Origin of the sequence: Bacillus sp. NEAU-242-2 (assembly GCF_027853835.1) — a bacterium.
GTDB lineage: Bacteria > Bacillota > Bacilli > Bacillales > Bacillaceae > Bacillus > Bacillus velezensis.
In genome coordinates, this window is the sequence record NZ_JAPNNY010000005.1 from 204,966 (window position 1) to 217,145 (window position 12,180).

Below are 12,180 nucleotides of genomic sequence, written 5' to 3' on the forward strand. Positions count from 1 at the left end.
TTGTCAATTCGTTTCTCCTTAAAAGGCAGAAAGAGAAAGGCAGCCTGAATTCCCGCTGCCTTTATGTCATTTTCACATTTTATTTTGTCAGCACCGCTTCTTTTACGTGAGGAAGCACTGTATCCTGATAAATTTCCGTCGGATATTTGCCCGTAAAACAAGCGAGGCATTGTCCGCAATTGGTGTCTTCAAATTTTCGGCCGACTCCTTTTAACAATCCGTCTACACTTAAGAAAGAAAGCGTGTCGGCTCCGATGATCTGACGGATTTCTTCCACGGAATGAGAGGAAGCGATCAGCTCCTCATGGGTTGATGTGTCGATGCCGTAGAAGCACGGATGAGCGATCGGCGGTGAACTGATCTTGACGTGCACCTCTGTCGCCCCCGCTTCTCTGAGCATTGTGACAATCCGGCGGCTTGTCGTCCCGCGCACGATGGAATCATCAACCATGACGACCCGTTTTCCTTCGACAACACCGCGGACGGCGGACAGCTTCATTCTGACGCCTTGCTCACGGAGAGCCTGTGACGGCTGGATAAACGTTCTGCCGACATAACGGTTTTTAATGAGACCGAGTTCGTACGGGATGCCCGTTGCTTCGGCATAGCCGATGGCCGCAGAAATACTGGAATCAGGCACGCCTGTGACGACATCCGCTTCAACCGCGGACTCCTGGGCAAGCATTTTCCCGAGGTTTTTCCGGGCGCTGTGCACGTTAATGCCGTCGATATTGCTGTCAGGTCTTGAGAAATAAATGTACTCCATGCTGCAGATGGAACGGTTGATATTCATGGAAAAGCGCTCTGATTTCATGCCTTCATCGTTGATGATCAGCATTTCGCCCGGCTCTACCTCGCGAAGGTACGTTGCGCCGACGACGTCAAATGCGCACGTTTCTGAAGCGACCACATAAGCATCGCCCATGATGCCGATTGACAGCGGTCTGAGTCCGTTCGGGTCAAGCGCTACAATCATCTCTGTTTCTGTCATGATTAAAAAGGCATAAGCGCCTTTCAGCATAGACAGCGAATTTTTGATCTGATCCTTCAGCGAAAAGTGTCCGCTGCGTTTAATCAGATGAGCCAGCACTTCCGTATCGGAGGAAGTCTGAAAAATGCTCCCTTGGTTTTCAAGCTGCTGCTTCAACTGTGTGGCGTTGACCAAGTTGCCGTTATGGGCGAGCGCAAGGCTGCCGTTGTTTTGCGAACGGAACAGGAGCGGCTGAACATTTTCATATCCGCCTCCTCCAGCCGTTGCGTAACGAACATGCCCGATCGCGCCTTTTCCCTTTACTTTGCTGAGCTCGCCGTTTTGAAATACTTCAGTGATCAGCCCTTGGCCTTTGTGCGCCGTCAGTTTTTCGCCGTCAGTCGCGACAATTCCCGCGCCTTCCTGTCCTCTGTGCTGGAGGCTGTGGAGGCCGTAATACGTAATTTGCGGGGCTTCTTCATGTCCCCAGATGCCAAACACACCGCATTCTTCATTCAGGCCTTTGATTTCAGCAAGCATGGAATAGCTCCTTTCCACGCGCGCTCAAGTTCTTTCGTTTGCGCGTGAACCAATTGTTGTCCGTCCTGGTTTTGAATCGCCAGAAGTCCGTCAGCCGTTACCTCACCGATATGAACCGCATCAGCCGCAGCTGCTTCAAACGCCGCTTGGTGTTCTTTTTTGACCGAAACGACGAAGCGGGATTGAGATTCAGAGAATAATAATGCCGCTTCCCCTTCAACAGTCACGTTGGCACCAAGGTTTTCCGTCGTCATGACGCTTTCAGCAATCGCTACGCCTAAGCCGCCTTCAGACACATCATGCGCGGATTGAACGAGGCCTTTTTTAATTGCGTCAAGCAATGCTTTTTGGCGTGACAGCTCTATATCAAGATCGATTTGCGGCGCTTTGCCGTAAATGCGGCCTTCTGTCATTTTTTGCAGTTCGCTTCCGGCAAACTCAGGTTTTGTTTCGCCGATCACGTATACAAGATCCCCCGCTTGTTTGAAATGCTGTGTCGTAATATGAGCGGTATCTTCAATTAAGCCGACCATGCCGATAACAGGCGTCGGGTAGATGGCCGTTCCGTTCGATTCATTATAAAGTGATACGTTACCGCCGATGACGGGTGTGCTGAGAACATTGCACGCCTCGCTGATGCCGTCGGCCGCTTTTTCGATCTGCCAGAAAATTTCAGGTTTTTCCGGGTTTCCGAAATTCAGATTATCCGTGACCGCAAGCGGTTCGGCGCCGGAGCATACGATGTTGCGCGCCGCTTCGGCAACGGCGATTTTTCCGCCTTCTTCTGGATCAAGATATAAATAACGGGCGTTGCAATCCGTCGTCATCGCCAGCGCTTTTTTCGTGCCGCGGATTCTGAGCACTCCCGCGTCAGAGCCGGGAGCGACCACCGTATTGGTGCGCACCATGTAGTCATATTGATCATACACCCACTCTTTGCTGGCGATTGTCGGCTGCTGCAGCAGGTCAAAAAGCGTCTCTGTCGCATCTTTCACTTCAGGCGCGGCAACTTCTGTTTCCTGAAACTCGCGGTAGTACGCAGGTTCCGCTGACGGTTTGTGGTATACAGGCGCCTCTTCCGCCAGTGCGTCGACCGGAAGTTCGCAAACAACCTCTCCGTTATGGCGGAGGCGAAGCATTTTATCATCCGTAACATGACCTACGGAAACCGCTTCAAGATCATATTTATCAAAAATATCGACAATTTCCTGTTCACGTCCGCGTTCAATGACGAGAAGCATGCGTTCCTGAGACTCGGAAAGCATCATTTCGTAAGCGGTCATACCCGTTTCCCGCTGCGGAATGAGATCAAGATTCATTTCAATGCCGGAGCCGGCTTTGCTTGCCATTTCAGCACTCGAACTTGTCAGACCGGCCGCCCCCATATCCTGAATGCCGACTAAGGCGTCGCATTGGATGACTTCAAGGCATGCTTCCAGGAGAAGTTTTTCCATGAAAGGATCGCCGACCTGCACCGCAGAACGTTTTTCTTCAGATGAATCTGACATTTCTTCTGATGCGAAAGTAGCGCCGTGTATGCCGTCGCGGCCCGTTTTAGCGCCGACGTACATGACCGTGTTGCCGACACCTTTCGCCTGGCCTTTTTTAATATCTTTATGATCAATCAAGCCGACGCACATTGCATTGACAAGCGGATTGCCCTCATAGCTTGCGTCAAACTGCACTTCTCCGCCGACCGTCGGGATGCCGATACAGTTTCCGTATCCCGCGATTCCCGCCACTACTTCTTCAAACAAGTACTTCACACGAGGTGAAGTGAGTTCACCAAATCGAAGAGAGTTTAATACAGCTATCGGACGGGCGCCCATTGAGAAAACGTCACGGATAATGCCGCCCACTCCCGTCGCAGCACCCTGGTATGGCTCAAGCGCTGACGGATGGTTATGCGATTCAATTTTGAACACGACCGCCTGATTGTCACCGATGTCAACGATTCCCGCGCCTTCTCCGGGACCCTGCAGCACGCGTTCGCCGCTAGTCGGGAATTTGCGTAAAACCGGTTTTGAGTTTTTATAGCTGCAGTGCTCTGACCACATCACGGAAAAAATCCCGATTTCCGTGTAGTTCGGCAATCTTCCGATAATAGATTCAATGAGTGCGAACTCGTCATCACTGACACCCATTTGCTGATAGAGTTTCTCTTCTTTTATTTGTTCTTTACTTGGTTCAAGCAGTAGCGACATGAATTTCCCTCCAATTTTTCACGATAGACCGGAACAATGTAAGACCGTCTGCGCTGCCGAGCAGTTCATCGACTGCGCGCTCAGGGTGAGGCATCATGCCTAATACGTTGCCTTTCTCATTCACGACGCCGGCAATGCCGCTGACGCTTCCGTTAATATCGCCGCCGTATGTGAAGGCGATTTGATTGTTTTCTTTTAATCTTTCAAGCGTTTCGTCATCACAGTAAAAATTGCCTTCGCCGTGGGCAACCGGAATCGTTATCGATTGTCCTTTTTCATAGGAAGATGTGAATAACGTACCGCCGTTCTGCACGATTAATTCAACCGGGCGGCAGATGAACTTTAAATCTTTGTTGCGTCTCATGGCGCCGGGCAGAAGTCCGAGCTCCTGCAGAATCTGGAATCCGTTGCAGACGCCGAGAACCGGTTTTCCTTCGGCAGCCGCTTTTTTCACGGCCGGCATGATGTTTGCGAATCTGGCGATGGCGCCGCATCTCAAGTAGTCGCCGTATGAAAACCCGCCGGGGATGAGTACGCCGTCAAATCCGTCAAGGCTTGTTTCCTCGTGCCAGACATACTCGACTTCTTCGCCGAGTTCGTCCTTTACGGCGTGAAACATATCAATATCACAGTTGGAGCCGGGTAACACAATCACCGCAAATTTCACTGTGCGACAACCTCCTCAACTTCATATCGGTAGTCTTCAATGACTGTATTGGCAAGAAGCTTTTCACACATTTCTTTCACGAGCGCGTCAAGATCGCGGTCAGATTTTTCGATCGTCAGCTCCATGTATTTTCCGATGCGCACATCCTGCACTTCATTGTAGGTCATGCTGTGCAATGCATGCTGCACCGCGCTTCCTTGAGGATCGAGCACACTTTCTTTTAAGCTGACATAAACTTTCACTTTATACATTATGAAATGCCTCCCAGTCTTTTGAAAATCTCTTCATATGCGTCGGTTAAGCTTCCCAGGTTCCGTCTGAACAAATCTTTATCGAGCTTTTCGTTTGTGTCTTTGTCCCACAGACGGCACGTGTCAGGAGAAATTTCATCCGCTAAAAGCACCCGTCCCTCTGCGTCTAAGCCGAATTCCAGCTTAAAATCTATTAATCTGACGCCGCAGTCTTCAAAAATATGCTGCAGTTCTTGATTCACCTGGTTTGTAATCGATTTGATCGTTTTGACCTGCTCAGGAGCCGCCGCTTTTAAGAGCCAGATATGATCTTCAGTGATGAGCGGATCACCCAGTGCGTCATCCTTGTAGTAAAATTCGATAATCGGCTGCGGGAGCTCTGTTCCTTCCGGGATGCCGAGACGTTTCGACATGCTTCCGGCGGCAATGTTTCTGACCACGACTTCAAGCGGAATGATGCTCACTTTTTTGATGAGCTGCTCTGATTCTGAAACACGCTCCACAAAGTGGTTGTCAATTCCTTTGGCGTGCAGATGTTTGAAAATCAGGCTTGAAATTTCATTGTTCAGACGGCCCTTTCCGCTGATCTCCGCTTTTTTCTCACCGTTAAAGGCTGTTGCGGAATCCTTGTAGACCACGCGGAGAATCTGTTCGTCTTCAGTTTGATAAATTCGTTTCGCTTTTCCTTCATAAAGAAGATTATTGTTCACAATATTCACGGAAGGCCTCCTAACCCGAATGTTGGGAATATTCAATCTACGGCGGCTGAAGAAGCCGCCTCCGGCTGGCTTCTTCTATAAACCTAAACGCTCAAAGATCAAGTCGACGTTTTTCAGATGATAATTGTAGTCAAAGCAATCGGCAATCTGTTCCTGTGTGAGGCGGGACGTGATTTTTTCCTCCGCTTCGACAAGCTGGCGGAACGGCACTTGTTTTTCCCAAGCTTCCATCGCTTTCGGCTGAACCGTGTCATATGCTTCTTCACGAGGCAGACCCGTGTCGATTAAAGCGAGCAGCACGCGCTGAGAATAGATTAAACCGAGTGTGCGGTCCATGTTGCGTTTCATATTTTCCGGGAATACCGTTAAGTTTTTGACGATGTTGCTGAATCGGTTCAGCATGTAATTCAGCGCGATTGTCGCGTCAGGAAGAATGATGCGTTCAGCTGATGAATGAGAAATATCACGCTCATGCCATAACGGTACATTTTCGTATGCCGTCAGCATGTACCCGCGGATCACGCGCGCCATGCCCGTCATATTTTCCGACCCGATCGGATTCCGTTTATGAGGCATAGCCGATGAGCCTTTTTGTCCTTTTGCAAAAAACTCTTCCACTTCACGTGTTTCACTCTTTTGCAGACCGCGGATTTCCACTGCGAATTTTTCAATGCTCGTCGCGATCAAAGCCAGTGCCGCCATGTAATCCGCATGACGGTCGCGCTGTAATGTCTGAGTGGAAATCGGCGCCGCTTTCAGGCCGAGTTTTTCGCAGACATACTGCTCTACGAACGGATCAATATTTGCATATGTGCCGACCGCGCCGGAAAGCTTCCCGACTTCGATCCCTTCTTTTGCCTGCTTGAAACGTTCAAGGTTGCGTTTCATTTCTTCGTGCCAAAGCGCGAGTTTCAGGCCGAATGTCGTCGGTTCCGCGTGTACGCCGTGCGTGCGGCCCATCATGACCGTGTATTTATGTTCTTTCGCTTTTTCTTTTATAATGTCAACAAATCTCTCAATGTCCTTGAGCAAGATCTCATTCGCCTGTTTTAATAGATAGGAAAGAGCGGTATCCACGACATCTGTTGACGTCAGGCCGTAGTGGACCCATTTTCTTTCTTCGCCTAATGATTCTGAAACCGCGCGGGTAAATGCAACGACGTCATGGCGCGTATCCTGCTCGATTTCCAAAATGCGGTTGATGTCAAAAGACGCGTTTTCGCGCATGACCTTGACGTCTTCTTTCGGAATGACGCCAAGCTCAGCCCAGGCTTCACAGGCTAAAATCTCGACTTCCAGCCATGCCTGGTATCTGTTTTCGTCCGTCCAGATCGCGGACATTTCAGGTCTTGAATAACGTTCGATCATTATGCTCGTCCTCCGTCTCTTTTCATCCATATGTTCGTGATGTCCTGAATCCATGTTTCATCAGGCTTCCGCAAAAATGTCATATGCCCCATTTTGCGGCCTTTTTTAATCTCATGTTTTCCGTACAGGTACAGTTTGGCTTCTTTTAAAAGCTCCGTATGCTCCTCCGCAAGCTTCACTTCATCACCGAGCAGATTCACCATCATTCCCGGTTTGAGAAGATCGGTTCTGCCGAGAGGAAGTCCGCAGACCGCTCTGATGTGCTGTTCGAACTGGCTCGTTTCACAAAGGTCGAGCGTATAATGCCCGGAGTTGTGAGGACGCGGCGCCAGTTCATTGATCAAAAGGTCTCCGTCTTCCGTAACGAACATTTCCACCGCAAGCGGCCCGACAAGCTCCAATTTCTCCGCGAGCTGAACGGCAAGCGCCTCTGCCCGCTTTTGAACCGTTTCCTCCGCTCTCGCGGGCACGATGCTTTGGAACAGAATATTATTTTTGTGGATATTTTCAGCAGCCGGAAAGGTTGAAATCTCACCGTGCACCGATCTCGTCACGATAACGGAAAGCTCCATCCGGAATGATACCCAGCTTTCCAGTATGCACGTGCCGTTTTCTAGCAGCGCGGCCGCTTCATCTGTCTGTCCTTCTTCCTTAATGACAAATTGGCCTTTGCCGTCATATCCGCCGCGGCATGTTTTCAGCACAGCCGGGAGCCCCAGTGCCTGAACAGCTTCCTCAAGCTCCCGTCCGCTGTTTACGATCCGATAAGGAGCGACTTGACAGCCTGCTGACTGGATCGCCTTTTTTTCCGTTTCCCTATTTTGGGTGATAAGCAGCAGCTCGCTTCCCTGGGGAAGATATGCATGTTCTTTGAGCCAGTTGAGCGCCTCGTAATCGATATTTTCAAATTCGTACGTAATGATGTCACTGACTCCGGCCAATTTTTGAATCGCTTCACGGTCATTATACTGGGCGGTAATCTCAATATCGGCGATCTGTCCGCATGGCGAGTCTTTCACGGGATCGACGACTGCGACTTTATAGCCCATCTGTTTTGCGGCGACAGCCATCATTTTTCCGAGCTGTCCGCCTCCGATAATGCCGATGACGGCGCCGGGATAAATCGTTTTTTTATCAGACAAGCTGATCACTGCTTTCCAGCACCGTTTGTTTTGTCGCATTTCTTCTCGCCTCTAGTTTATCCGCAATGTCACCGTCAAATGCCGACAAAATCTGCGCGGCTAACAGACCCGCGTTCACTGCGCCCGCTTTTCCGATCGCCGTCGTCGCGACCGGCACGCCGCCGGGCATCTGTACGATAGACAGAAGAGAATCAAGCCCGTTAAGCGATTTTGTCTGAACCGGTACGCCGATCACCGGCAGTGTCGTTTTGGCCGCCGTCATACCCGGCAGATGCGCCGCTCCACCGGCTCCGGCAATAATGACTTTTAAGCCTCTGTCTCTAGCGCTTTCTGCATATTCAAACATCAAATCAGGCGTCCGATGCGCGGATACTACCTGTTTTTCATAAGGAATGTGAAGTTCGTCAAGTATGTCGCATGCATGTTTCATTGTCTCCCAATCGGAGGTGCTTCCCATGATGATTCCTGCTAGCGGCTGCATTCTGTTCCCACCTTCTCATGCTTTGTTTTTCAGAAAAAAAAGCCCGGCTTATATTGCAACTATGAGGAAGCAATACAAACCGGGCATGGCGCGCGTATCGTCAGTCGTTCGCTTCTGCGATATCCATGTCAGCTGTTTATCACTTTCCTGCATAGTCCGGCCGTTTACGGCAGCCGGGTAGAAACTTATGGGCCATATTCCCAAGATTATATGAGGTCGTGTTTTGATTTCATGTTTATCTTAACAACGGACTTGGATAATGTCAACGACATTATCGAACGATATAAAAATTCTTTCTTTTAATGTTCGTGTTTAGATCAATTTCCCTTCAAATACGATTTTTTTCCCGCAAGGAACGACTTGAATTGATCCATTTTCTTTCTTTTCTGTAAAGATCGGCTCTTCCATCCGCCGGACGGGCGTATAACCCTCTTCCTTCATTAAAGTGAGAATGGTGTCAATCGTTTCATCTTCCGTTACTTCAAACCGTTTCTTTTTTGGCTTTGTCATTCCTTAATTCTCCTCTTCTTCACTGCTTTCACCCAGAATCCGCCGTGGATCGTTTTCGGCTCAAAGGCGATGATAAACGCTTTTTCATCAAGCGTTTTAATCGTATCATAAAGCTGAAGCTCATATTTGCGCGGCGTCAGAATCTGCATGGCGGTCCGGTCTCCTTCAAGTCCGCCCGCAACCCAGCTTGTAACACCGTATCCTTTTTCCCGGAGCTGTTTCGGCAGGTCCAGATCAAGCTCTTTCGTAATGACGTTGACTGTTATGTAGCCGAGCGCCAGTTTTTCTTCAATTTTCATTCCCACTATGACGCCGAGGCCGTAGCCGAGCGCATAGGCAATGACGTTTTGAATTTGATTCAGATTGCCGAGAACGAGACTCAGGCCGGTCACATACACAAGGATTTCAATCGTACTGATGCCTGCGGCGAAATAGCGCTGTCCCTTTAATGTCAGAATCATCCTGATCGTAAAGAAAGAGACATATATAATGTTAATGATGAGAATAATGAGAACCATACCTATACTGTTGGATAAAATTGTCTGCATCACTGATTCCCCTCCTCTGACTTTGAAAAGCCAATCTTTCAATTAAGGATAGTTTACCCTCTTTTCATCATTTTCAAAAGAAAAAAAAGCCCGCCCCGCAAGGCAGACTTTCAAGCTCTTATCAGTGAAGCTCGGCTTTTTTCAATCGTTTGACAGCTTCATATTCCTTCTCAAGTTCACTCAGCGTGTATCCGGACAGTTCCTGAACATGGTCTTGATAAAACCCTGAGCGGATCAGTTTTGTCCTCAGGTGCTGTTTTTTCCGATTAATGGCTTCTCGCAACAACGGGGCCATCTTCATCATCCCTTTCCGAATCATAAAGAGTAGTGCCGCTTTCGAATTGCTGTTGCTCTCATCATATCTCGGCCGGGTCCTCAAAACAACACGCTTTATTAGAAAAATTTGTAAACATTGTGAAAGACAAATTTCGACTTATAAAGGAATCAGCGAAGCAGTAAAGTACTCGGAAATGAGCGGCCATGTCACAGCCGTAAAAACGAGCATGATGATGACCGCCGCGGAAATACAGTACATCACGTCAGCCGCAGGCTTTTCAGCCGATTTGTATAGAATCTGCACAAACTGCACCATCGCCGAGGCGGCCAGAAACAAGGTCAGCGCCGTAAACACCACGGTGATGACCGGCAGATTCAATATCGCGAAAATCATCCACACGATAGAGCAGGCGACAGCCGGAACCAAAAGCGATCCGACCCCCGCGGCCGCATCCCGCATCGTAATTTTCTGTTTCATCATATAACGTGATACAAGCCAGACCGCGCCCGCCGCAGCGGCAAAAAAGACGAGCGTGTACACGAGAACGACGGTAAAGCCGTCAAAAAACGTATGATGCCGCTCCCCGTATCCGAGAGGCCTTTGCTGGCTTGCCCTCAGCTGAAACCAATTTCCGATTGAGAAAAAGATACTGAATACAAGCATTGAAATAAGAGCATATTTAAAGCGGGAAAAGCCGTCTTCCCCAACGACCTTCACCGGTGATGTCAAAATGCGCAGCGCGAAACGGCAATAACGTTTGACCGCGGCCCATGCAGAAGCGAGTTTTTCTGTAAAAGCCGGAGCCGGGCGCCGTTCCTTTTCTTTTTTCTTTTGCTTTTGATAACGTCCCGCATTTCTGGACATTCTCGACAGCGGTTCTTCATCAGTTCCCTGATGCTGTTTTTCTTCTTCCAACGTTTCTTTTCTTTCTTCCGTCATGTCAGCAACTCCTATCAAAAAAATACGGCGGAATTTGTTTAGCAAGAAAATAAAACACTTATATAAGGTACCGAAGCGGCCTTAAACAGTCAAGCGGTTTTCTTCACCCGGACACCCACATGACGTTTTATAGTATGTATTGGTTTTACGGAATAGGACAAAAACAAAAAACCGGCTGTCCTCAGCCGGTTTTTCCGTTATTTCAAGAAGATGAAATACAGGATAAAGATGACGAACAGCCCGTACATAATCGGGTGAACGCTTTTTCCTTTTCCTTTGCAGATCATTGTAATCGGGTAGAAAATAAAACCGATCGCAATCCCCGTCGCAATGCTGTACGTCAGCGGCATCATAATCATCGTTAAAAATGCCGGAACAGCCACCTCGAATTTATCCCAGGCGATCTTACCGAGCGGCGCCACCATCAGCGCGCCGACGATAATTAAAGCCGGAGCCGTCACATTCGTGGTAACAACTGACAGAAGCGGCGAGAAAAACATCGCCAGCAAAAAGAGAATGCCCGTCACAACAGCCGCGAAGCCGGAGCGCGCCCCCGCCGCAACGCCTGAGCTGGATTCAACATAAGAAGTCGTTGTAGACGTACCGAGCACGGCTCCGATAACGATTGATGTTGAATCTGCCAGAAGCGCTCTTCCCGCGCGCGGAAGTTTGTTTTCCTTCATCAGTCCGGCCTGTGTCGCTACAGCTACCAGCGTACCGGCCGTATCGAAAAATCCGACGAACAGGAAAGTTAAAATGACAATCAGCATTTGTACGGAGAAGATATCCGGAAGGTGCATCCACGCCTGTCCGAAAGTCGGCGCAAGACTCGGCACGCTGCCGACAATGTGTGTCGGAACCGGAATCAGCCCGCAGATCATACCGGCAACCGCCGTCAGAAGCATTCCGATAAACACGCCGCCGTTTACGCGAAGCACCATCAGAATGACCGTCACAATAACACCGAAAACCGTCAGCAGCACAGGGCCGCTGTGAATATTGCCGATAGACACCAAAGTCGATGAGTTCGCTTCAATAATGCCCGAACCCTGCAAACCGACAAATGTGATAAACAAACCGATACCCGCGCCGACCGCCAATTTCAGCTCAGGCGGAATCGCATTAATGATTTTTTCCCGCAATCCCGTCAGCGAAAGCGCCACGAAGATAATTCCGGAAATCAAGACGCCGGAAAGCGCAGCCTGCCATGAAATCCCCATGCCGAGTACGACAGAGAAAGCAAAAAACGCATTTAATCCCATACCCGGCGCAATCGCGATCGGATACTTTGCAATAAGCCCCATTAAAATACAGCCGGCCGCAGATGCCAAGGCTGTAGCGGTGAACACCGCGCCCTGATCAATTTTTAATGCTTCGGGAAATCCTTTCACACCGTTTAAAGACAATGTCAGCGGATTGACGAACAGAATGTACGCCATTGACAAAAAGGTCGTTAAACCGCCGATGATTTCATTACGATAGCTTGTCCCCAGCTCATCAAACTGAAAAAATTGCTTCAAGCCAATTGCCTCCTTCATTCTCTCCCATTTATTCTGCCCGTTAT

Annotated in this window: 13 protein-coding genes and 1 riboswitch; all 13 genes read right to left on the reverse strand. The window is 49.2% G+C overall.

Annotated elements, in window-relative coordinates:
* Positions 1-79: 79 nt before the first annotated feature.
* Positions 80-1,510, reverse strand: coding sequence for an amidophosphoribosyltransferase (purF, locus tag OWN49_RS15960; protein ID WP_060674456.1), 1,431 nt, complete (start codon positions 1,508-1,510; stop codon positions 80-82).
* Positions 1,486-3,714, reverse strand: coding sequence for a phosphoribosylformylglycinamidine synthase subunit PurL (gene purL, locus OWN49_RS15965; RefSeq protein WP_176283165.1), 2,229 nt, complete (start codon positions 3,712-3,714; stop codon positions 1,486-1,488). Before purL ends, purF begins: the two co-directional genes overlap by 25 nt.
* Positions 3,698-4,381 carry a phosphoribosylformylglycinamidine synthase subunit PurQ gene (gene purQ, locus OWN49_RS15970; RefSeq protein WP_176283164.1) on the reverse strand — a complete coding sequence of 228 codons (684 nt, stop codon included), beginning with the start codon at positions 4,379-4,381 and terminating at the stop codon, positions 3,698-3,700. Before purQ ends, purL begins: the two co-directional genes overlap by 17 nt.
* Complete coding sequence (purS, locus tag OWN49_RS15975) at positions 4,378-4,632, reverse strand: phosphoribosylformylglycinamidine synthase subunit PurS (protein ID WP_003155758.1); 255 nt, start codon at positions 4,630-4,632, stop codon at positions 4,378-4,380. The genes purQ and purS overlap by 4 nt, the downstream gene beginning before the upstream one ends.
* The gene (gene purC, locus OWN49_RS15980) at positions 4,632-5,351 is read right to left on the reverse strand and encodes a phosphoribosylaminoimidazolesuccinocarboxamide synthase (RefSeq protein ID WP_014417101.1); all 720 of its coding nucleotides are present in this window, start codon (positions 5,349-5,351) and stop codon (positions 4,632-4,634) included. The genes purS and purC overlap by 1 nt, the downstream gene beginning before the upstream one ends.
* Before the next feature lie 75 nt (positions 5,352-5,426).
* Complete coding sequence (purB, locus tag OWN49_RS15985) at positions 5,427-6,719, reverse strand: adenylosuccinate lyase (protein ID WP_146276266.1); 1,293 nt, start codon at positions 6,717-6,719, stop codon at positions 5,427-5,429.
* The gene (gene purK / locus OWN49_RS15990) at positions 6,719-7,900 is read right to left on the reverse strand and encodes a 5-(carboxyamino)imidazole ribonucleotide synthase (protein ID WP_042634928.1); all 1,182 of its coding nucleotides are present in this window, start codon (positions 7,898-7,900) and stop codon (positions 6,719-6,721) included. Before purK ends, purB begins: the two co-directional genes overlap by 1 nt.
* Positions 7,854-8,342: a 5-(carboxyamino)imidazole ribonucleotide mutase gene (gene purE / locus OWN49_RS15995; RefSeq protein WP_003155768.1), complete on the reverse strand. Its 489-nt coding sequence runs from the start codon at positions 8,340-8,342 to the stop codon at positions 7,854-7,856. Before purE ends, purK begins: the two co-directional genes overlap by 47 nt.
* Before the next feature lie 132 nt (positions 8,343-8,474).
* Positions 8,475-8,576: riboswitch (purine riboswitch) on the reverse strand.
* Between the two features lie 78 nt (positions 8,577-8,654).
* Positions 8,655-8,852, reverse strand: a complete 198-nt coding sequence (locus OWN49_RS16000; RefSeq protein WP_176283163.1) for an NETI motif-containing protein — start codon at positions 8,850-8,852, stop codon at positions 8,655-8,657.
* Positions 8,849-9,403: a DUF2179 domain-containing protein gene (locus tag OWN49_RS16005; protein WP_014469850.1), complete on the reverse strand. Its 555-nt coding sequence runs from the start codon at positions 9,401-9,403 to the stop codon at positions 8,849-8,851. The genes OWN49_RS16000 and OWN49_RS16005 overlap by 4 nt, the downstream gene beginning before the upstream one ends.
* A gap of 118 nt (positions 9,404-9,521) precedes the next feature.
* Entirely contained in the window at positions 9,522-9,695 is a 174-nt protein-coding gene (locus OWN49_RS16010) for a Fur-regulated basic protein FbpA (protein ID WP_003155777.1), read from the reverse strand.
* 138 nt (positions 9,696-9,833) lie between these two features.
* On the reverse strand, positions 9,834-10,616 hold the full coding sequence (locus OWN49_RS16015) for a hypothetical protein (RefSeq protein ID WP_014304542.1): 783 nt from the start codon (positions 10,614-10,616) through the stop codon (positions 9,834-9,836).
* Between the two features lie 197 nt (positions 10,617-10,813).
* A complete protein-coding gene (locus OWN49_RS16020) occupies positions 10,814-12,136 on the reverse strand; it encodes an NCS2 family permease (RefSeq protein ID WP_003155780.1) in 1,323 nt (440 codons plus the stop codon).
* Positions 12,137-12,180: the final 44 nt, after the last annotated feature.